General features: G+C 43.8%; 18 protein-coding genes and 1 other annotated feature. Of the genes, 10 read left to right on the top strand and 8 right to left on the bottom strand.

Translation table 11 applies throughout. From position 1 onward, the window contains the following. Positions 1 to 243 precede the first annotated feature (243 nt). The 9 genes from LJD61_RS06200 to LJD61_RS06160 all read left to right on the top strand — a co-directional run bounded on the left by LJD61_RS06200 (position 244) and on the right by LJD61_RS06160 (position 10,727). Entirely contained in the window at positions 244 to 342 is a 99-nt protein-coding gene (locus LJD61_RS06200) for a putative holin-like toxin (RefSeq protein ID WP_255226653.1), read from the top strand. Positions 343 to 650: 308 nt separating this feature from the next. Then, a complete protein-coding gene (locus LJD61_RS06195; protein ID WP_255226652.1) occupies positions 651 to 1,160 on the top strand; it encodes a DUF6036 family nucleotidyltransferase in 510 nt (169 codons plus the stop codon). Then, on the top strand, positions 1,153 to 1,497 hold the full coding sequence (locus LJD61_RS06190; RefSeq protein ID WP_255226651.1) for a hypothetical protein: 345 nt from the start codon (positions 1,153 to 1,155) through the stop codon (positions 1,495 to 1,497). Before LJD61_RS06195 ends, LJD61_RS06190 begins: the two co-directional genes overlap by 8 nt. A 28-nt stretch (positions 1,498 to 1,525) precedes the next feature. After that, positions 1,526 to 2,596: an SGNH/GDSL hydrolase family protein gene (locus LJD61_RS06185; protein WP_255226650.1), complete on the top strand. Its 1,071-nt coding sequence runs from the start codon at positions 1,526 to 1,528 to the stop codon at positions 2,594 to 2,596. Positions 2,597 to 2,783: 187 nt separating this feature from the next. After that, a complete protein-coding gene (locus LJD61_RS06180) occupies positions 2,784 to 4,073 on the top strand; it encodes an MBOAT family O-acyltransferase (RefSeq protein ID WP_255226649.1) in 1,290 nt (429 codons plus the stop codon). A gap of 1,048 nt (positions 4,074 to 5,121) precedes the next feature. Beyond that, on the top strand, positions 5,122 to 5,364 hold the full coding sequence (locus tag LJD61_RS06175; RefSeq protein WP_255226648.1) for an acyl carrier protein: 243 nt from the start codon (positions 5,122 to 5,124) through the stop codon (positions 5,362 to 5,364). Between the two features lie 6 nt (positions 5,365 to 5,370). After that, on the top strand, positions 5,371 to 6,891 hold the full coding sequence (locus LJD61_RS06170) for an AMP-binding protein (protein WP_255226647.1): 1,521 nt from the start codon (positions 5,371 to 5,373) through the stop codon (positions 6,889 to 6,891). A gap of 775 nt (positions 6,892 to 7,666) precedes the next feature. Beyond that, positions 7,667 to 8,872, top strand: a complete 1,206-nt coding sequence (locus LJD61_RS06165; RefSeq protein ID WP_255226646.1) for a PKD domain-containing protein — start codon at positions 7,667 to 7,669, stop codon at positions 8,870 to 8,872. Positions 8,873 to 8,923: 51 nt separating this feature from the next. Next, positions 8,924 to 9,142 (top strand) — a binding site (T-box leader). 43 nt (positions 9,143 to 9,185) lie between these two features. Further along, complete coding sequence (locus tag LJD61_RS06160; protein WP_255226645.1) at positions 9,186 to 10,727, top strand: sodium-dependent transporter; 1,542 nt, start codon at positions 9,186 to 9,188, stop codon at positions 10,725 to 10,727. 174 nt (positions 10,728 to 10,901) lie between these two features. On the opposite strand, the gene LJD61_RS06155 is transcribed toward LJD61_RS06160, so the two are convergent. The 6 genes from LJD61_RS06155 to LJD61_RS06130 all read right to left on the bottom strand — a co-directional run bounded on the left by LJD61_RS06155 (position 10,902) and on the right by LJD61_RS06130 (position 18,127). Beyond that, complete coding sequence (locus LJD61_RS06155) at positions 10,902 to 12,323, bottom strand: carbon starvation CstA family protein (protein WP_255226644.1); 1,422 nt, start codon at positions 12,321 to 12,323, stop codon at positions 10,902 to 10,904. Between the two features lie 127 nt (positions 12,324 to 12,450). Then, complete coding sequence (locus LJD61_RS06150) at positions 12,451 to 13,191, bottom strand: LytR/AlgR family response regulator transcription factor (protein WP_255226643.1); 741 nt, start codon at positions 13,189 to 13,191, stop codon at positions 12,451 to 12,453. A 2-nt stretch (positions 13,192 to 13,193) separates the two neighbouring features. Then, positions 13,194 to 14,864, bottom strand: coding sequence for a sensor histidine kinase (locus tag LJD61_RS06145; protein WP_255226642.1), 1,671 nt, complete (start codon positions 14,862 to 14,864; stop codon positions 13,194 to 13,196). Positions 14,865 to 14,900: 36 nt separating this feature from the next. Then, a complete protein-coding gene (locus LJD61_RS06140; RefSeq protein WP_255226641.1) occupies positions 14,901 to 15,917 on the bottom strand; it encodes an alpha-hydroxy-acid oxidizing protein in 1,017 nt (338 codons plus the stop codon). A gap of 91 nt (positions 15,918 to 16,008) precedes the next feature. Next, positions 16,009 to 17,442 carry a sensor histidine kinase gene (locus LJD61_RS06135; protein ID WP_255226640.1) on the bottom strand — a complete coding sequence of 478 codons (1,434 nt, stop codon included), beginning with the start codon at positions 17,440 to 17,442 and terminating at the stop codon, positions 16,009 to 16,011. Continuing rightward, complete coding sequence (locus LJD61_RS06130) at positions 17,432 to 18,127, bottom strand: response regulator transcription factor (protein WP_255226639.1); 696 nt, start codon at positions 18,125 to 18,127, stop codon at positions 17,432 to 17,434. Before LJD61_RS06130 ends, LJD61_RS06135 begins: the two co-directional genes overlap by 11 nt. 330 nt (positions 18,128 to 18,457) lie before the next feature. On the opposite strand from LJD61_RS06130, the gene LJD61_RS06125 reads away from it, so the two are divergent. Next, on the top strand, positions 18,458 to 18,895 hold the full coding sequence (locus tag LJD61_RS06125; RefSeq protein WP_255226638.1) for a DUF2680 domain-containing protein: 438 nt from the start codon (positions 18,458 to 18,460) through the stop codon (positions 18,893 to 18,895). 92 nt (positions 18,896 to 18,987) lie between these two features. Here LJD61_RS06125 and LJD61_RS06120 read toward each other — a convergent pair whose 3' ends face one another. Next, entirely contained in the window at positions 18,988 to 20,574 is a 1,587-nt protein-coding gene (locus LJD61_RS06120; RefSeq protein WP_255226637.1) for a PucR family transcriptional regulator, read from the bottom strand. A 63-nt stretch (positions 20,575 to 20,637) separates the two neighbouring features. Then, the gene (locus LJD61_RS06115; protein WP_255226636.1) at positions 20,638 to 21,393 is read right to left on the bottom strand and encodes a hypothetical protein; all 756 of its coding nucleotides are present in this window, start codon (positions 21,391 to 21,393) and stop codon (positions 20,638 to 20,640) included. Positions 21,394 to 21,431 lie beyond the last annotated feature (38 nt).

Raw genomic sequence — 21,431 nt, 5'->3', positions numbered from 1 at the left:
TCTAAACCCTATATTTATATTTCGGCATTTTTAGCCAAAATTCTTAGTGGAAATATTTACATTATACCATAGATGTCATAAGAATTTAATGCATCAAGAGGACCTATTTGATAAAATATAAATTAGAATTCAGGGTGCAAAGCACAGATTTTCACGGAGGTTTATTTGCCGCTAATATGCTATAATACATGTAAGACCGTTGCAGGTGTGGTTTGCCTCCTTTTACTAAGGAGGTGGTGAAGCGTGAATACATACGAAGCGTTGATTTTGATGTTGACTTTCGGGTTATTCATAGTGGCTTTGCTATCTTTGATAATAGCGATTTTTACAAAGAGAAAGTAGCAAAAAAAGAAAATCACACCGCAATTGCCCTTGCAGTGTGATGAAGTAAATTAACACGTGTGAGGCAACCACATTTGTGGCGGTCTCTTTACTATTATTATATCAAACTCAAATTATTAATCAACAAAAAACTATAATATGCTATAATAGCTATAACACTGAACTAACCCGCCCTAAGTCCCCCGCCTTTATAGGCGGCATGTGACAAAGGGCGGCTAAGTCCAGTATGGACTCGACTAACATTCAGCGGGGGCTCATCCCCCTCTGAATGAAGTCTCGTTCAATAATTCCGTTAAGTGGTGATAATGATGGAAATAAAGAAACAATTAGAAAACAAAATCTCAGATATGGAAAAGGTAGCTCAATTATTTGAAATAGATCCTTTTGATATATATTTTTTAGGCGGGTCCGCATGCATATTAGGGGGCTATACAGAAAGGGCTACAAGAGATTTCGATTTTATTGATCTAAACTATCCTTCAAAGCTAGGTAAGATCTTTGTGCAATTAAGAGACTTTGATTTATTGGAATATGAAAGCACTATAATATCACCTACATATAAGGAAAGAGCTATTAGGCTTAATAATTTTCATTATCTAAACATCTACATACTTTCAGCAGAAGATATAATAGTTAGCAAAATAATAAGGCTGCAGCAGAAAGATTTGGAGGATTTAGACGGGCTTATTAAGGTAGCCGATAAGGAGCTTATAAATAAAATAATTTTAGAGGTTTTGAGCAGAAATGATTTGTATGAGTCAAAGAAAAGTCAGTTTATAAAACAACTGCCAGTGTTTAGGGAGAGATATAATGTATAGAATAGTATGCGAAAGCTATAAAAAGTATATGAATGATTTTATCCCAAACGGCACAGGAGATTATCGTTATCAAGTTATGCTGCCGTTTAGGTTAATCTTAGATCCATCATTATATGAAAATGAAAAATTGAAAAGCAGCTTGGATTATAAGAAGCTGGAAGATTTCCTTTGGGTAGTAGGACAAAATAAAGATAACTATCCAAACCTTAAATCAATGCTATGGAGTTTGGAGTCTAGAGGCATCATAGGTAAAAACCATGGCGTATTATCTGATGCAGAGTTTTCAGAGCAGGTAAAAATCATAAATATGTTTTTAAAGCTGGCTTATTGGAATTGATTTCTTTCAAATATTCGGAGGTAAATAGATGAAGCGTTTCAGTCTCATATATAAGTTGATAATCATATATATATTGGCCAATTTGTTGATCTTTGTGCCTATAAACAAATACATATACAACAATATCGGAAGCTTTTATACTATTTTTCAGGATAACAGCAGATTATTCAAATATGACAGGATGCCGGATTTATCCATGAAGGGACATTGGATAAACAAGTATCTTGAAGGCAATAAAAAAAATATCATAATGATCGGCGACTCTACTGTGGAAGATTTCTATGTGAAATACGAGGATTCCATAGGAGGGCTTCTGGATAAAAAGCTATATGGCGAAGACGGCAGGCCCAATGTGTTCAATTTCGGCAGCAGCGGCACCAAGTCCGTATATGCTATGGAGCGCATAAAAAAGGCAGCGGCCTACAAGCCGGATCTGATCATATGGCAGATGGGTGCAGGCAGCTATACCGAGATAAATTGGGTATTCCCCCCCTCTCAGGAGAGCTATGATTTGAGCCTGGGCGGCGGCCTGGCAAAGGCTTATGGAAATATATTGAAGATGAACAACGAAAATGCATATTTCATATCCCGTGAGCTGAGGGGAAATCTGGTGCCCCTCCACAGGTACAATGAATTTTATGCAGAGTATATCAAGGGCCTCAAGGCCCAAGCCACAGGCACGCCTCTTCCCTACCCCAACGACAGGCATATGAAGGTCCAGATAGGAGATGTAAAGATCACGGAGAAATTCTACGGCATCCCCTTTGGCGAGTCCACCAGGTATTTTGATGTCATAGGTCAGGTTTGCAAGCATGTCAAGGAAGAGAATGTTCCTATGATGATTTATGTGGCCCCTATAAACCAAGGCATCCTGGCGCAAAAGTATGAGCCGGGATATTATGATAAACTGCTTGAGGTCATTAAGGAGCAGGCAGAGCCTTACGGCGTGCCGGTGCTGGACCTCAATGATGCGGTGCCTGATGAGCTTTTCATTGACGGAGGCCATCTGAAGGAAAAAGGGGACAGCATCGTGACAGATAAGCTGTATGATTTTGTTATAGAAAAGTTTCCGGAATTAAAGGGAGACGGAAACCACTGAAAGACACGGAATTTTTCACGGAAAAACACTGAAGTTTATTTATTAATTGATAATCTGTAGCTTTTAATTACTGACTTTTATCATTTGTCTATTCCGCTAGAGTTCAAATTAATGGTTTCATTTAACTTTAATATATAAAAATTTTAGTGTTCCCCGTTCCCCTTCACAATAGCAAGAGGTGATTATATTGATAGAGAGTATAAAATTATTGATCAGGTTTTTGCCTATACATTCCATAGTGCTTTTTACGGCGGCGGGCCTTCTGCTTTACTACGGCTGCAAACGCGGCAAGGGAAATAAAAGCGGCAGCTCTTCTTCTCCCGGAGAAGCAAAAAGAACCGTCCCCGCTGCTTCCGCAGTGCTCGTGCTCTGGGGATTTATTTTTGCTGCAGTGTACGGCCATCCTGTGTTCGCTTTGCTGACATTGGCTTTGACCATAGCCATATATGCAATCGCCAGGATGCTGCTTAAGATAAAGGATAAAAAGCTGAAAAAGCTGCTCTTATATTTGGGCATTTTAGTTTCACTGGGTACCCTGGCGTTGTTCAAATATCCGGTTTTGAAAAATGAGCTGCCGACCTTTATACAGGTAAAGGCTTTGGGAATTTCCTATTTTACTTTTAAATTTCTCCATGTTTTGATAGATACCCATAGGGGAAGGATAAAGGAGCTTGATCCATTGAGCTTCTTTGCTTTCATATTCTTCTTCCCCACCTTTTCCGCAGGCCCCATAGACCGCTACGGTCGCTTTAAAAAGAATTTATCCGAAGCATCAGGTACGCTGCTTGCCAAGGAGGATGTGGATGCAGGCATCACCCGCATCATCACCGGACTGTTCAAGAAGTTTATAATAGCCGACAAGACGGGTTCTCTCATTGGTGCTCTGGCTCCCGATATTTTGAAAGCATCAAGGCCGATCCTTTGGCTTGTGCTTTTCCTATATTCCATAAGGGTTTATTATGATTTTTCCGGATATTCGGATATTGCAATAGGTTTGGGAAGGCTCTTCGGCTTCAAGGTGCCGGAGAATTTCAACAAGCCTTATTTGAAGCCCAATTTGGTGCTTTTCTGGCAGAACTGGCATATGACCCTGACCTCCTGGCTGAGAGAATACTTGTTCATGCCTCTGGGCAAGCTTATGATGGGAAAGGTGGGCCCGGGACATCCCTGGCTTATCAATACCGTCTGCCAATTGGTGACCATGGCTGCAGTAGGCATCTGGCACGGGTCCACCATGAGCTTTTTGATATGGGGTCTCTACCAGGGTGCAGGGCTTTCGTTATATAGGATATATTCGGATATGCTGAAAAAATACGGCTCAGACAGGCTCCTGGGATGGATGTCAGAGTCCAAAGCCGTTTATTGGGCCGGTGTGGCCTTGACATTTTTGTTCATCAGCATAGGCTGGGCGTTCTTCATATATAGGTGGGACACAGCGGTAAAGATTGTAATTAAGCTTCTGGCCGCTGGCTTCTAGCCTCTAGATTAGGGTTGGGCTCTGAGGTCTAAGCATAGAACTCAGGATTCAGAGCTCAGAGCTCAGGATTTTGGGTAGGACGCTGGGGGCCTGGGAGACGGGGGAACGGAAACCACGGAAGGACACTGAAGGGTTCACTAAATTTCACGGAAGGGATTTATTTTGCATTATTAGTTATATAGTGGTTTTTGGTGCTTATTCGGTGCCCTTTTTTAGTGGGGCTTTGGAGTATTTAGTGTTTCTCTGAGGTCCTGGGGGGCGGAGAACACGGATTTGCACGGATTTTTTCACGGATTAGCACGGAAGGATGGGCGTATAGGGGAACGCAAAGACACAGAGCTTTTCATGTTCATTTAATCCGCTCATTATTCGCTCATTAATTCGCTCACTATTCCAATCATCCCGTTTCATGCTATTATCTTTTAACTGCTAATTCTAAAGCTTTGCTTTTAAACTATACTTTAGGTTAAAATAAGTATGTGATATTTTTCTATACATTTATTTTTAGATTGGAGAATCATCATGAAAAATGAGTGGATAAAAGCTGCAATTTTGTTTATAATGCTATATGCGGTGCTGTCTTTCGGCAACTTTGGCACCGGATTTCAGTATGTTGGATTCTAGGGTATTCCTTATGGGTCAGCTACTAGCCGCTGGCCTCTGGCCTCTAGCTTTGAGTATGCCGCTGGGGTCTGAGAATAGAGCTCAGGGTTCAGAACTCAGAGCTCAGGATTTTGGGTAGGCCGCTGGGGGCCTGGGGGACGGGGGAACGGGAACCACGGAAGGCACTGAATTTTCCACGGATTAACACGGAGGGGAAATTATATTTGATTTTACTGCAGTAACCTAATTTAACCTGCTGCCTGACTGATAAAAGAGCGCATTGTGAAGGGGCTTAGAGTTTGTTAGTTTTGACGCAACCCTATGCAAGCTTACAAACTCTTAGTGCCGGAGCTTTCGCAATCGTTATCAGTCAGAACAACTAAGGTGATATGAACTGCAGAGAAGGTCCAGGCACTCGCGATTAATTTTAGAAAGGTTGAGCTTAATGGATAAAAAAGAAGCTATAAAGGAATTTTTGTTAAAGAATATTATTAAGGGCAAGAAGAGCTTAGATTATAATGAATCGCTGATAAACAGCGGCCTTGTGGATTCCTTCGGAATCCTGGAGCTGGTGTTCTTCATGGAAAACACCTTCGGCACCAGAGTTGAGGATTACGAGATATTGGATGCAGAGGCTGATACAATAGATAAAATCGTTGCTTTGTTGGAAGAAAAGGCCAACGAGTAGCAAGGAGTGATCTTTATCAATATTTCAGATTTCATATTTGATAAAAACGCAGAAAATATGAATAACAGGGCTCTGCTGTATGTGGACCGGCAAGGCAGAGAGGAAAACTGGAGCTACATGGAGCTTGATGTCATGTCAAATAAGGCGGCCAATCTCCTGCTTTCCCTCGGAGTAAAAAAGGGTGACAGGGTTTTTATATATCTGGAGCGCTCCCCCGAAACCTACTTTTTTATTCTGGGCATTTTTAAGCTTGGAGCAATCTACTGCCCCCTCTTTCCTTCCTTCGGCCCCGATGCCATAAAGGAAAGATTCGATGATTGCCAGGGTTCGCTGATAGTAGCTGAATCCAGATTGGCAGAGAATCTTGGAGATTTGCCTCATATCCTGGTAGACAGAGAAGGCGGATTCAGAAGCAGGCTTGCTGCTATGGAGCCGGATTTTCAAGCTGTACCGGTCTCCGATGAGGATTATGCAATAATTCATTATACATCAGGCACCACAGGAAAGCCCAAGGGGGCGGTCCATCGCCACGGCGCCATAGTCAGCCATTGGCAGACTTCAAAGGATATCATAGGCTTGCGCCCCGGCCTCAAATGCTGGTTTACGGCGGACCCGGCATGGGTCACCGGCACCTCTTACGGCATATTGGGACCTCTCAGCACAGGCGCAGATATTCTGGTGTCTGAGCCCGGGTACAGGGTAAATCAAGTGTTGGGGCTTTTGGACAAATATGATATAGAAATCTGCTATACGGCTCCCACTTTGCTCAGAATGCTGATGCGGGAGGACCCGGCCAAAGCAAAGGCATTCAAGCTCGAAAGCTTGAAGAAAATATTCAGCGCCGGCGAGGCCTTAAATCCTGAGGTAAGGCGCTGGGCTGAGGAAAACCTGGGCTTGACCGTGCATAATCAATGGTTTCAAACGGAGACAGGGTGCATAATCATCGGCTATGACGGCAGTTTCCCCAGAAAAGGCGATGATTCTATGGGCAAGGTGCTGGTGGATATAAAGGCGGAGATACTTGACGACAGCTTCAACCCCTTGCCTCCCGGAGGGAAAGGCCATCTGGCGCTGATGCCTTCCTGGCCTTCAATGTTTTTGGATTATTGGGGGAATAGGGAAAAGTATTTGAGCAGATTTAAAAACGACTGGTATATTACCGGGGACCTGGCTTATAGAGATGATGAGGGTTATTTCTACTATATGAGCCGGGAAGATGATGTAATAAACACAGCAGGGCATCTGGTGACTCCCTTTGAAGTCGAAAGCATATTGATGACTCATTCTACTGTGGCAGAGGTTGCCGTAATAGGTATCCCCGATAAGCTGATGGGCCAAGCAGTGAAAGCATTCGTGGTTTTGAAGGAAAATTGTGAGCCGACGCCTCAGCTCCAGATGGAGTACCGGGCTCTGGTGCGAAACAGAGTTTCACCCTTTGCATCACCCCAGGCTGTAGAATTTATAGATGCGCTGCCCAAGACGGAAAGCGGAAAGATAATCAGGAGGCTTCTGGCCTCTGGCTGCTAGCTTCTGGCTTTGGGTATGCCTTTGGGGGCAGAGTCTAGGATTCAGAACTCAGGGCTCGGAGCTCAGGATTTCAGGGGATTCCTCTAGGGTCGTGGGGGACGGGGGACGGGAACCACTGAAGGACACGGAATTTTTCACGAAATCTCACTAAAGAATCTTCTTATCCTTAACGCAGTGAATATGTCATTCTAAACGACAGCGAAGCATCTTAGAACCATAAGTAATACGTGAAGGCTTAATCCAAAGAGCAAAAGATCCTTCGCTGCTCTCAGGATGACGAAGCCGAGGCGTTGAACAATCTAAAATTAACGAGATTCAATAGGTATCTAATGCTATTAATCAGCTAAACGTGTAAAGTGAACCCTTCCGTGTTCTCCGTAACCTTATATGCATTTTCATTCATTATTTTTCATATATATTCGTATGCCTCGAATTTTACGCTATTATGCTTCAATATGCGCATTTCAGAAAATTCAGTGGTTTTATAAGTATGATATTTGATTATCATCGAATAATATAAACCAAATCTACATCATTTTTATATTTTCTTATAATGTCTATTGCATATTAATGCTATATATAATATAATAAAATTGTATTTAACCCCTGAAAGTCTCACATTGTTAGAGACACAATCGTTAACCCCACTCAGTATTGCACCCCCAAAGGGTGCCTTTTTTTTTATGAAGAGGCACCCTTTTTTTATGCAAATTATGGAGGATCGTGGAGGAAAATTTTGCTTCATGTAGAATAATATAGCTTGGAGGTGAATAAATTGGAGCAAAAGATCATAAAAAGCAAATACGAAGTAATAGATACTCTATATTCAGATGAATTACAATCAATTTACATATGCAGCATTACCTCTGGTGATAGTGAAGAGAAATTCATCCTTGGCGAATTTTCCGACGAGGATATCAAAGATGTAGTCAAGAGCAGCTTTTTATCCGGCGGCAGTGCGCCCAAAAGCCTGCTGGATTCTTTTGAGATAGATGATAAGTTCTATGTCTTATTCCCCATGGTTGCCGGAATATCCCTGGAGGAACACCTCTCCAAGCACAGCATCACCTTGGCGGACAAGATGCTTCTCACTGAAGAGCTATTGAAAAAATTTATGGAGATAGAAAAGTTCAATCCTTTGATTCAATATATTCTTTCCGACTTAAACAATTTGTCCGTCACAAACAGAAAGTATTTAAGCTTTAATAATCTCTTCTGCTTTGACAAGAGCAAGCTTGATATAGATTTAAGCTCGGTTATAAAGAGGCTTGGACATATTATATGCTGTATTTTTGCCAACAGCCCCGACGGCGATATCATCAAGGATAAGGATGCACTGCCTCCGGCTATATTGCCCATTGTATCCAAAGCTCTGGAGGGTTCTTATGAGTCAGCGGACAAGATTTATGACGACTTTAAGAAAACCTTGCTCTATACAACCTTTATAGGGAGTGCTTCATTGGATGATCAGATAAGAAGCAAGATAAAAAAGGCTCAAAAAAGGTACGTCATATATTGGCCCAGATTGATCGCATCCCTTGTATTGATTGCAGCTTTGCTGGGAGGAGGCTTCTTCCTGATAAAAAAGGCTATTCCTGCAATAGGGTCAGGGAAGCAAAGCCCCAATGTCACGGATAAAAAAAATAACGCTCCCATCGCAGAATTCTCTATAAGCATAAACAAGATTTATTCAGGGGATGATGTGACCTTTGTAGATGAATCTTCTGATCCGGACCCCGGAGATGCTATCAAATCAAGGCTCTGGACTGTGGAGAGGGACGGCACCGTAGTGCTCAATTCCGATGGAGAGTCCCTTAATTATATTTTCGCTGAGCCCGGAGATTATAGCATTTCCTTAGTAGTACAAGACACCAGAGGCGCCGGCAGCCAGCCCTGCAATTATAAGCTCAAGGTGCTGGAGAAGCCTGAGGTGCCCCAGGACAGTCCCGGTGCTTCCGACAATTCCGGGGATATGAAATAATAAAAACGATTTGACAACTTATACTTTGTAATGTATAATCTATCATAAATATTTAAAGCTATGACGAGAACTAGTAAAAGGAAAGACGCTGAAAGAGAAGAAGGCCCACTGGCTGAAAAGCCTTCTGAGATTATTTCTTTTGAACCCATCCTCCAAGCTGCAAATGAAAAGTTTGTCCGCATTGCCGGCGTTATGGGCATTAAGAGGGATGGATATGTATTGCATATCTATTCAACTTGGGTGGTACCGCGAATTGCCTTCGTCCCTTGTCTGGGATGAAGGTTTTTTATTTTTATATGGAGGAGGTTTTATTATGAGTGAAAAAAGAGAAACTTGGGCATCCAGAGTAGGCTTTATAGCCGCCACAATCGGTATGGCCATAGGAACGGGGAATATCTGGCGATTCCCTCGCGTAGCAGCAAACAACGGCGGAGGCCCTTTCATTATCGCATGGACTGTTGCATTATTTGTATGGGCGATACCTCTTCACATGGGCGAAATGACGATGGGACGCAAGACCGGGCTGGGAACCATAGGTGCCTTCAGGGATTTCATGGGCAAAAAATATGCCTGGATGGGCACCTGGATCGCAATGGTATGTTTATTATTAATGTCCTATTATTCGGTAGTCATGGGCTGGTGCCTCAAATACTTCACTTTGGCTGCAACAGGCACTTTTAAGGCAGGTCTCACCACAGAGCAGACAGAAGCCATATGGAGCAATTTTACCGCTTCCGGCGGTGAAGTGGCAATATTCCATTTCATCTGCATGGCTATAGCCGGATATATTATCTACAGAGGGGTTCAAAACGGTATCGAGAAGTTTTCAAAGGTCATGATACCAGTCCTCTTCCTGCTGCTTGCAGTTGCTATGGTCAGAGCTGTAACTCTGCCCGGTGCCTATAAAGGCCTCGAATACCTGTTCAACCCCAAATTTGAAATGTTGAAAAATCCGAAGATCTGGCTGGAAGCCTTTACTCAGGTAGCCTGGTCCACAGGTGCCGGCTGGGGCTTCATAATCACCTTGTCTACCTATACCAAGAAAAAGGAGGATGTGCCCGGCAACTGCTTCACAATGGGAATCAGCGACAACGTGGGCGCGTTATTGGCAGGCATGGTAGTCCTTCCCGCCATATTCGCATTATCCCCAAGCATGGAGTATACTACCCAAGCTTTGACCTCCGGCAATACGGGCCTGACCTTCATATATCTGGCCCAGCTGTTCGGCAGCATGCCCGGCGGCTACATTATAGGAACCTTATTCTTCTTCTCAATGGCAGTGGCTGCCCTGACCTCTTTAATACCTATGATCGAGGTTGTTGTGAGAAATATAATGGACACCGGCGTGCCCAGGCATAAAGCTACCATAATCGTTTCTATAATAGGATTTGTATTTGGTTTGCCTTCCGCACTAAACGTTAATTTTCTGGATAACCAGGACTGGGTATGGGGAGTTGGGTTATTGGTATCCGGCCTGTTCGTTTCCTTCGCCTTGATGAAATACGGCGTAGAGCAGGCAAGGCAGAATGTTATAAATACTCCTTGGGCGGATTTCAAGATAGGGAAATGGTGGAATATCTGCATATATGCTTTCCCGGCAATATTTGCAGCCTTGTTCGGCTGGTGGATGTGGCAGGGCATAGTGGGTTATCCGGACAATTGGATGAGCCCCTTCGAGACCTTTAATGCAGGTACTATCATAGTACAATTCGGTTTGCTGATACTGTTCGGCATCCTCACCAACAATTATTTCTGCAGGAAGATTGGAAAAGGCAGAGACATCACTCAGCTTGATGAAGATGAGGATGAAGCAGTTGTAGTGAAAAATACAGGCGCTGCAAAGGAGGCGAAATAATATGTCTACCAGTTCAATCGTCATGATGGTCATAACCTGCGGAGGTTATCTCATAGGCTTTGGATATCTTATTTCGTTGGTAATGAAGCCTAAAAAATATTAGGAAAAGACGTAAGAACCGTCTCCGGAGCACCGGGGACGGTTCTTTTTGTGCAGTATTTAAGGATAATTTTGTTATGCTTTCAATGCTTTATTGCTGTATGCTTTTGATGCCGAAAAGAGGAACCAGGCCAGGGCGCCTGCTGCAGCTATCAATCCTATAGGATAGGATATGGTTGTGGGCAGGCCCAGCCCTTCTTGTGCCTGGAATATATATGTTATAGTAACTGCCGTCATAAAGGTGGCAGGCACTGTGCAAATCCAGTGGTTTTTGCCGCTTTTCACCAGATATACTGCCGAAGCCCAAAGCATTATCATCGCAAGGGTTTGATTGGACCAGGCAAAGTATCTCCAGATTATATCAAAGTTTATCTGAGAAAGAGCTACGCCTATACCTATTACAGGTATGCTGAGATATAATCTTTGTTTCAACGGGCCTTGATTTATTTTGAATGCATCGGCTATTGTCAATCTTGCGCTTCTAAAAGCAGTGTCGCCTGAGGTTACAGGGCATACGATAACGCCAAGAACGGCCAGTACACCTCCGACAGGTCCCATAAGGGTTTTGGATATTGTATGGACTACCGCACCTTGAGCGCCGTTTGCCAATGCATCTGCAAGGCCCTGGGTGCTGCCGTAGAAGGTCATGGCTGCTGCCGCCCAGATAAGAGCTATTATACCTTCGGCTACCATCGCACCGTAGAATACCGGACGGCCGTATTTTTCATTGGTCATGCACCTGGCCATCATGGGAGACTGGGTTGCATGGAAGCCGCTTATTGCGCCGCAGGCTATGGTGATAAACAATGTAGGCCATATGGCCAGGGATTTCGGATGGAGATTGATCAGAGTAAGGTTAGGAATGTCATATCCTCCGACAACAAGACCGCCTCCGATTCCAATAGCCATTATGAGGAGGACGGCTCCGAATAGCGGGTATATCTTTCCTATGAGCTTGTCTATAGGAAGAAGAGTAGCCATGAAGTAATAGATGATTATGATAACGAGCCAGAAGTTAGTATTTAAGTTTTCGGGAGTAAGGCTTGCCAACAGCTTTGCCGGACCTGTCATAAACACCGTACCGACAAGTATCAATAGAATTACGGAGAATACTCTCATGATCTGCTTTGCTGCAGGCCCCAAATAAATGCCTACTATCTCGGATACTGAAGCTCCATCGTGCCTGATGGACAGCATACCGGAGAAAAAGTCATGAACTGCACCGGCAAATATGGTTCCGAATACTATCCACAAAAATGCAGCCGGTCCCCAAAGCGCACCGGATATAGCTCCAAATATGGGGCCCAGGCCGGCAATGTTTAAGAACTGGATGAGAAACATCTTCTTCCATCCCATGGGCACGTAGTCAACGCCGTCGGCCATGGAAACGGCAGGTGTAGGCCTGTTTTCGTCGATCTTGAAGACCTTTTCCACAAAGGCTCCATAAATAATGTAACCAAGAATCAGAATAATAATTGCGCCTAAAAAAGTTGCCATTTATAAACCTCCTTTTGTTTTTCTCAAATCAATTATGGAGTATTTAACCTATAAAACGTTAAAAGGATGTATGAAAGAACAAAAAACAGGTCTGAATGACCTGTTTTTGATGCTGAAAATTCTTCTGCTATATGCCAAGGATTTCCTTAAATTTTTTTACTTGTTTTTTGCTGATGATTATTTCATCATCGGCTTCTCCAACTTTAGCCATATAGGCTCCATTGAACCATGGCGAAATCTCATTTATTTTATTCATGTTCACCAGATAGCTGCGATGGGTTCTGAAAAAGCCCTTTCCCTTCAGCTTTTCCTCCAATTCATGCAATGAGTGGCTTGACAAATATGTTTCTTTGTCAGCCTTGATAAATATATCCCTTCCTTCTGTATAGGCATAGATAATGCTGTCTATATCAACCAGTATCAATTTATCGCCTTTCCATAAAGGAAGCTTATTTAAAGAAACTGCATTGCCCGGGTTGTTGGCAGCTTCACCGCTCTTGTTCTCAAGGATGTTTTTTATTCTTATAATAGCTTTTGCGACCCGCTCTTCGTCATAGGGCTTGAGTATATAATCGATAGCGTTCACTTCAAAGGCCTTGATGGCATATTGGTCATAGGCTGTAGTAAAAATAACCTTGCATTTGATCCCCAGGCTGTTTATTTCATTTATCAATTGTATGCCGGTGATATCAGGCATCCTGATATCCGTAAGCACCAAATCCGGCCTGAGCTTCTTTACCAGCTCCAGGCCGTCAAGGCCGCTGCTCGCTTCCCCTACTATCTTTATAAAGGGCATCTTTGATATGAGAAATTTTAATTCTTCTCTGGATGGATATTCATCATCGATGACAATAGTGTTTATTTGCAAAGCTATGCACTCCTTTTGGGTATATCGATGGAGATCTTGGTGCCCACATTTCTTTTGCTGTCAATGCGCAGGCCAAAATCGTCGCCGTATATGGATCTAAGCCTTTTGTCCACGTTTTTGATGCCTATTCCGTCTCCCTTAGGATTGTTTGCGGGATAATCGAATCCCACACCGTCGTCTTCTATTTGAATGCTATATGAGTAATCGGCCTCAAGGGTTTGTATCTTGATGGTGCCTCCCTCTCTCTTCGGGTATATACCATGCTTAACTGCATTTTCTACCAATGGCTGGAGTGTGAGGTGGGGCAGCTGGAAGTTATCGCAGTGAATATCATACTCGACCTTCAGCTTGTCGCCGAATCTGGCTTTTTCAATCTCCAGATAGGCCTCCACATGATTTATTTCATTTGTTATGTCCACAATATCGCTGCTGTCCTTAAAGCCTTCCCTGAAAAAATTGCCCAGATTGATCAGCAGCTTTCTGGAGGTCTCCGGGTCTATCCTGCATACGGAAGCTATGGTGTTCAAAGCATTAAAGAGAAAATGAGGGTTGATTTGAGCCTGCAATGCCTTCAGCTCAGCCTTTGACAGCAGCTTCGCATTATAATCGATCTCCGCCAGCTCTATTTGTGTGGAGAAGAGCTTTGCCAGACCCTCTGCCAGCTGGGCATCCACCTTGGTTATCGCATTCTCCTTAGTTTTATATATTTTTAATACCCCGATGACCTTGTCCTTTTTTATCAGCGGAGCAATTGCCGCAGATTTAAGCATACAGTTTTCATTGGAGCAGTCGATCATCCCGCTTTCTGTTGCGATGACAGGCTCCCCTTTTTCCAGGGCCAGCTTTGTTGCGTAGGTTTTGATATTTTCTCCGGGCAGATGGTGGTCAGAGCCTGCGCCTACATGTGCCAATATCTCCATTCCCCGGGTTATGGCTACCGCATCCACCTTTGCCGCATCATATATTATGTTGCAGGCGGCCAGTGCAGTCTCCCTGTTGATCCCGTTTCTCAATATAGGCAGGGTTTGATCTGCAATTTTCAGCGCCAGCTCGGATTGGATGGCGGCTTCTCTTTGCTGCTCTCTATAGATGCTTTCCAGCATGATTATGAAAAGGGCCACTCCTATGGAATTTATTATGGTCATGGGGATTGCAATCTTGTTCACCAAAGTCGCTGCAGCCGAATAGGGCCTGGCTATAGCCAGTATTATGACCATCTGCATGATTTCTGCAATCACCGTTATGATAAAGCCCAGGAGCCATTTGTGCTTAAATTTCTTCGAATATTTGTAGCCTAAGCTCCCCATTAAGCCTTCCACAAGGGTAGATACGGCACAGGCAAAGGCTGTAAATCCTCCGATGTCAATAGCCCAGCGGTGGATGCCGGCAATAAGCCCTGCCCCGATACCCGCAATAGGCCCGCCGAGAAGCCCGGCTACGATCACCGCTATAGCCCTTGAATTGGCAATAGCTCCGTCTACCGGAAAGCCGTTGTAGGTTCCGAATATGCCGAATGTGCCAAATATTATTGCCAGAAATATTTTATGCCTGATGGGATTGCTGTCAGAAAAAAACAGATTTTTAAAAGCCTTGGTCTTAGTCAGCAAAAAAGCTATGACAAACATTAAAGAAAGACTGTTCACCAGATTCAAGGCTATTTTTAGTATCTCCATACTCTACCTCCTATAGAGTCACATGGTTGCTCAGATTTATTTGTTCCACAATACTGAGGAATCTATATCGGAAAGGCTTTGGCAGCCTGTCATGATCATTGTTTGTCTGAGTTCCGCTCCTATACTCTCGGTGTACATGGCTACGGCCTCTTCTCCTCCGCCATAGGCGGCTATTGCGTAGGGTCTTCCGATCAGCACCCCGTCGGCGCCGAGAGCCAAAGCCTTGAAAACATCTATGCCGCTCCTTATACCGCCGTCAATGAGTATCTTCATCCTTCCTCCCACTGCTTTAACTATATCAGGAAGAACCTCAACAGTGGCCGGAGTGTGATCCAATACCCTGCCTCCGTGATTTGACACCACGATTCCGTATATTCCTGCCGCCAATGCTTTCTCAGCGCCTTCAGCCGTCATGACACCCTTCAGGATGAAGGGCAGCCTGGTGCTTTCGGCGATACGGCGCAAATCCTCTACAGACTTTGCTCCGATATTCTTATCTTTTGCCATAACAGGCAAGCCGGCGGCATCTATATCCATCGCCACAGCCGGAGCTCCGGCCTCTTCTGCCGTCTTGATCTTTTGTATTACATCCTCTACAGCCCAGGGCTTTATGGTAGGTATGCCCCAGCCTCCGGCAGATTTCACGGCACTGATCCCCATGGTGTAGCATTCCTTATGCTCCCCATCTCCGGTAAATCCTATGACGCCTGAGGCTTTGCATCCATTTACCACGGCTTTGCTGTAGCCCTCGTCATCATAATAGTCGAAATAATGAAGCTTCACTGCAGATATGGGCGCAGCAAAGAAAGGATACTCAAAGGTTTTGCCAAACAGCTCCGTCTGAGTGTTTATAGGGCTTTTATGATAAACCAGATCCATATTTATTTTTAGCTCCTGGAGCTTCTGATAATTTCTCATAAAGGATGATCCGCTGCCCTTGCCTCCGGGACCCGGCAGCTTCCCTCTGCATGCCAAACCATTGCAGTCCTTGCATACAAGGCATCTTCCGCCCATGTTTTGTCTTGCATTTTCCAAAATCTGATCATAATTCATCACAAAGTCCCCCTTATTTTTTATCCTTTAATAAATTATATCATAAAAAATAAAAAGAAAGAGCCATCTTCAAACCGTCTCCGACGGCTCATTAAAATACAAATCGGAACTCCGTTCCTTCCTCCAGTTTGCTGCTCACCGAAAGGCGTATATTATGCCTTTCGGCGATCTGCTTCGCAATGGCAAGGCCCAAGCCTGTACCATTTTTATTCTCCGAAGACTTCACTTTATAGAACCGATCGAATATATAAGGCAAATCTTCAGCAGGGATGCCCATACCCCTATCGCCAATAATAATTTCATTGCCTTTCAAAGATATTGCAACAACGCCCTTTTGCGGAGAGAATTTTACAGCGTTGTCAATGATGATCAGCAGCATCTGGCGCAAACGGCCATAGTCTCCGGTGACCGCACACATCTGTGTATCCTGCTCCAGCTTAATTTCAACTTCCTTCGGCTGCGCCATATGCTTTGCGCTTCGCACTGCATCATTGAGCACTTCACAGAGATTCAGCTCCTGCATCTCTATCCGAAAATCAGCATTTTGCAAGCGTGATAGATCCAACAGGTCGTTGACCAGCCTTTCCAGAAATATGCTTTCATTGAGCATTTGCCGGTGATAGCTTGCAACCTGCTCCGGCTCCGTTACAACCTTATCGCTAAGAGCCTCAAGCGAGCCACGAATCACGGTCACCGGCGTTCGCAGCTCATGGGATATATTGGCTACAAAATCACGGCGAAGCTTCAGCAGCTTCTCGCTTTCGTGGCTCGCTTCATCCAGCCGCCGGCTTAGTACATCTATTGTATCGGCAAGATCCCCTATTTCGTCATTTTGCTGCACCCCGGTTTTGGCTGTATAATCCCCGGCAGCGAGCTGCATAGCGGTGCTCTTCATCTTTTTCAGCGGCTTGGTGAAGGAAAAAGCAAGCACGGCAGACAGGAGGACGGCCAGCACAAGGGCTGCCGCCATACTGACTGCAAGGATGCGGAAGCCTTGGGATACGGCCTCATTCATTCCCTCAACGGGAGAATGGAGCAGCAGTGCGCCCACTACCTTGTCTCCGGACATAATGGGTGTGCCTAAAGTCAAAGCAGGCGCATTCAGCATATCACTGAAGCCTTTGCTATAGGTCGTTTTTCCTTGAAACACTTCTTTTACAACGCTTTCAGCGTCCTGGGGCAGGTCTGAATAGTTATACTGGCGACTTGCCATGGGTCCTGTCATAGCCAGGTTAAGATCTTCATCCACTATCCATACATCCGCCATGGCAATGTCATCCAAATAACGAAGATATCCGCCATAACCGCCCTGCCTGCCCATCATCCCTTGGCCCAAGCCCGCGCCGCTCATGAATTCAGAAAGAGTGCCGGCTATGGCGGTTCCACGCCTTTCCAAATCTATTTTGTGGAGCTCTATAGTATGATTTCTAAAAAGGGCCATAAAAACACTACCGATGATAATAGAAAAAAGGAGCAGCGCGGCAGAAAAATACATTGTGAGCTTAAAAGCTATTTTATTTTTCATCCATATCCCCCTCAAATTTGTAACCCACACCCCAAATGGTTTTGATCTGCCATTTTTTATGATCAAATTCATCCAGCTTGGCTCGAAGCCGCTTAATATGTGAATCGACAGTTCGGCTGTCACCGAAATAATCATATCCCCAAAGACTGTTTAAAAGATTCTCACGGGAGAATACCTTGTTTTTATTGGTGGCAAGAGTCCACAAAAGTTCAATTTCCTTTTTAGTCAGTGATATGTTCCCACCATCAATGGTTACTACATAATCATCCATATTGATCGTTAAATTATCAAATGAAAAAAACTGCTGCTTCTGATCTCCATCTCGTGCAATTCTTCGCAAAATTGCTCTTACTCTGGCCATGACTTCACCTGGCGAAAAGGGCTTAACAATGTAATCGTCGGCACCTATGTCCAGCCCCATTATTTTTTCAAAATCTTCGCCTCTTGCAGTGATCATGATTATGGGAACATTGGAGGTTTTGCGGATTTCTCGGCACACCTCAAAGCCATCCATTTTGGGCATCATCACATCCAGCAGTACAATATCGGGCTGAAGCTTTCTAAAAATCTCTATTGCTTCAAGTCCATCCAAGGCAACCTTAGGCACATAACCTTCTTTTTTTGCATATTCCTCTAAAATTGAAGTAATCTGCTTATTGTCATCAGCAATTAAAATGGTGGACATAGAATCACCTCCAAATTTTAACACTTAACTAATCCGCCCTAAGTCCAATGCCCCAAAACACCCTCTCTTGCCCTTGCTTGGCAATTCACCTTGCATGGACTCGTCTATCATTCAATATTCTGATTATAACATATTGAGAAACAAAGAAACTTTCATGCTGCAATTGCTTTCTTTATTATAAAAAAATGTTGTGGCGAAATTGTGGCATCGGATAAAATAATTATCACGAAATCGATGAATCAAAGACATAATTTTGCCATATTCCAAGTTTATTATAAACCCATAGCAGCAAACAAACTGCTGAGAAAATTCATAAGGAGGTCCTTTAAAATGACAAAGCTAAAAAAATTAGCTGTTATCGGAACAATGGTGCTTACACTTGCTGCAACTTCTGTAACTGCTTTTGCAGCAGCATATGATTCTCCTGCTGATGTAGTGGCAGGCTTGACAGGCAAAACTGTTGAAAGCGTAATAGCTGAAAGAAGAGAGACAAACAAAACCTATGGTACAATAGCTAATGAAGCCGGAAAACTGGAAGAGTTCAAAGATAAGATTCTTGAGGCCAAGAAAGCCATTTTGGCTGAGAAAGTAGCAGCCGGAACAATGACACAGGAAGAAGCCGACAAGATAATTGCTGCATTGGAACAGAACCAAGCCCTATGTGACGGCACAGGCTCAGCAAGGATAGGCCTGAGGATGGGTGCAGGCTTCGGCAGGATGAATGGCGGCGGAAGAGGTATGGGCAACGCATTCGGCCAGGTAAGATAGAATCAATTACGGGGATATGAAGACATCGCGGGACAAAAAAGCATATGAGCCATCGGGAACCCTCCCCGTCCCCGATGGCTCATTTTATATGCTTAAAGATCGAGATAATGTTTCAGTTTTAGGGCTATTTCCACGTTCAGCTTTTCATCGGGGTTGCTCAAATCCACCTTCAGCAGCTTTTGTATCTGATCCATGCGGTAAATCGCCGTATTATAGTGTATATACATTTTTTGAGCCACCTGCTTTATATTACCGTTGGATTTAAAGTATTCTTCCAGGGTTTCCATAAGCCTGCTGTCTTTTCTCTCATCATATTCCGCAATAGGAGATATGATATTGTCCACAAAGCTCATCCCGTCGCTGTTCAGTTCCTGGAAAAGCTGAAATATACCCAGGTCTTCGTAGTACATTACATTTTTCTTGCTGTACATGGCTTTGCTGATCTTCAATGCTTTTTTAGCTTCATTAAAGCTTTTGTACAATTCTGCAGGGTTGCCATAGGACCTGCCTATACCTATGTTTACAAGAGTATCTATTTTCAGCTTTGTATATTCCTTGGAAAGATAGTTTCCGAATTTTATCAGCGCTTCCCCAGATTCCTTGGCATAGAACATGCACAGCTTCTTAACGGGCAAGAGCATCAGTATGTTTGCTCCGGCTATACCCATTATGGGCTTCTTCTCAAAGGCCTCAATGGCAGATGAAGCGATATCATACATCTTGTTGAGGAATTCCTGGTAGTTATTTATTCCGGATACTTCATAGGAATTCATATTGCAGTCCAAAATCAGAATCGCGTATTCCTGCTCCAAGTCCCAGTTGAGCTGGCGGGCTCTCTGGATTATCTGCTTCACATCCGTTATGCTGCCGCTGGTGAGCTCTATCAGGAATTGATCCTTGTAATGCCTTGCGATCCCTTTGATTTTTTCCTGGTGCAAAAATTCCAATGCTATGATGACCGTCGCTCTTTCCAGTGTGAGCATATCGGTTTTGGATATCCGGCCGTTGAGTTCATAGCATTTCAAATATCCTAAGGTGTTGTTCAAAGCTATTATGGGAAGCTTGATGGGGATTATCTCCTCATTGTTTTTCTTCGCCTCGTTTATCCTCTCTTTTCCTTCCTCGGTTATGCTGGTGGCTAATGGATTATTGTCTGCGTCATCTATTTCCACAGGATTTCCTATCAACTCTTCCACTGTATGAACTACTTTATTTAAATCATTATAGTTCACCATGATGTCCATCAGCCGAGTGTTGGCATCCCCTATTTTCCTTAGAACCTCCGCCTGGCGATTGGTGATGTAACCCAATATGGGTTGAATCAAATCGGAATAAGACATATGCTGAGGAAACTCTATTATGGGAAAACCAAGGGACTCGGCGGTACGTATCATTTCATCGGTATAGCCCGTCAAATACCTTTTCGGCTTTATGCCCAGACCGGCAAGCCTTTTTGAATTCAAAAGAGGTATCAATCTCTCCAATGCATCCTTATCATCTTTTATGGCATAGCCGGTTGTCAAAAGCAGTTCTCCGGCCTTGACCCATTTCTCAATGTCCGGCACCTCCATGATGTTTACATTGACAACGATTCTGTCCAATCCTTTCGAGCCTGCTACGACTTTTACACCTTTCAGCTCCTCGCTTTCCAATATTTCCTTTAGACTGATTCCGTACATGTTTATCACCTCGCTTGCTTTGTTATAAGTTCACAAATAGGCTCGTAATTATATTTTAAAGCATTATTCCCTATTAATCAAGAAATTTCGGCGTTTTTCGGCAATCTTCCTGCCTATGGGACAGATGCCTTGGCATAGCGCGCATTGGCAATAGTCCATATGATTTTGACATTTTACGGGATCTATCAGGGTCCTTTTGCCAGCCTCATCAAATCCCAGAGCATTTACCGGGCATGCATCAATGCATATCCTGCAGCTCCCGCAGACCTTTCCCGGTGTCTTATCCTTAGGCTCATCAGTCTCCATATCCATATCTGTTATGATGGTGCCTAATCTGACCCGGGTACCGAATTTTTTTGTTATGATTATGGAGCTCTTGCCCGCATATCCCAGGCCTGCAGCTATGGCCGCCTTCTTGTGGGAGAAGTAGCTCCACAGATAGCCCTTTTCTCTTATTTCGCTCCTGGCTTGTATGGGATATGCATCATAGCCTGACCTTTCTATATATTTGCTGGCAGAGGCGGCTATTTCATCAAGCTTATCATATGCATAATGCAGCAGATAATTTTTGAGATTATGTGAATGGGGGTCTTTGGTTCCTGTCAAATTATCCATTATGCTGTCCGCTATCTTCACCCCGACTACTATAAGAGTCTTGGCACCCTTTATATAGTAATCAGGATGCTCGCTGCCCGACCTTATGCCAAAAATACGGTTATAGCTTTGGGCAGAAGCAAAGCCTGTTATATCCGCTCCCAAAGATTCTAAATATTTTTCCACCATCCTTCTATTTTCTGTTCTTCTATCCATATCATCCATATGAATCCTCCTTTTATATGCATTCAATAACAATAGAG

The organism is Lutispora saccharofermentans (assembly GCF_024363565.1).
Taxonomy (GTDB): Bacteria; Bacillota; Clostridia; order Lutisporales; family Lutisporaceae; genus Lutispora; species Lutispora saccharofermentans.
This window is presented reverse-complemented; position numbering and strand designations above follow the sequence as displayed.

Coding starts and splice junctions, on each gene's coding strand:
- LJD61_RS06140 (WP_255226641.1), bottom strand. CDS start 15,917: ATGAATTATGATCAGATTTTGGAAAATGCAAGACAAAACATGGGCGGA.
- LJD61_RS06145 (WP_255226642.1), bottom strand. CDS start 14,864: ATGGAGATACTAAAAATAGCCTTGAATCTGGTGAACAGTCTTTCTTTA.
- LJD61_RS06175 (WP_255226648.1), top strand. CDS start 5,122: ATGGATAAAAAAGAAGCTATAAAGGAATTTTTGTTAAAGAATATTATT.
- LJD61_RS06155 (WP_255226644.1), bottom strand. CDS start 12,323: ATGGCAACTTTTTTAGGCGCAATTATTATTCTGATTCTTGGTTACATT.
- LJD61_RS06135 (WP_255226640.1), bottom strand. CDS start 17,442: ATGAAAAATAAAATAGCTTTTAAGCTCACAATGTATTTTTCTGCCGCG.
- LJD61_RS06120 (WP_255226637.1), bottom strand. CDS start 20,574: ATGTACGGAATCAGTCTAAAGGAAATATTGGAAAGCGAGGAGCTGAAA.
- LJD61_RS06190 (WP_255226651.1), top strand. CDS start 1,153: ATGTATAGAATAGTATGCGAAAGCTATAAAAAGTATATGAATGATTTT.
- LJD61_RS06195 (WP_255226652.1), top strand. CDS start 651: ATGGAAATAAAGAAACAATTAGAAAACAAAATCTCAGATATGGAAAAG.
- LJD61_RS06185 (WP_255226650.1), top strand. CDS start 1,526: ATGAAGCGTTTCAGTCTCATATATAAGTTGATAATCATATATATATTG.
- LJD61_RS06160 (WP_255226645.1), top strand. CDS start 9,186: ATGAGTGAAAAAAGAGAAACTTGGGCATCCAGAGTAGGCTTTATAGCC.
- LJD61_RS06130 (WP_255226639.1), bottom strand. CDS start 18,127: ATGTCCACCATTTTAATTGCTGATGACAATAAGCAGATTACTTCAATT.
- LJD61_RS06115 (WP_255226636.1), bottom strand. CDS start 21,393: ATGGATGATATGGATAGAAGAACAGAAAATAGAAGGATGGTGGAAAAA.
- LJD61_RS06125 (WP_255226638.1), top strand. CDS start 18,458: ATGACAAAGCTAAAAAAATTAGCTGTTATCGGAACAATGGTGCTTACA.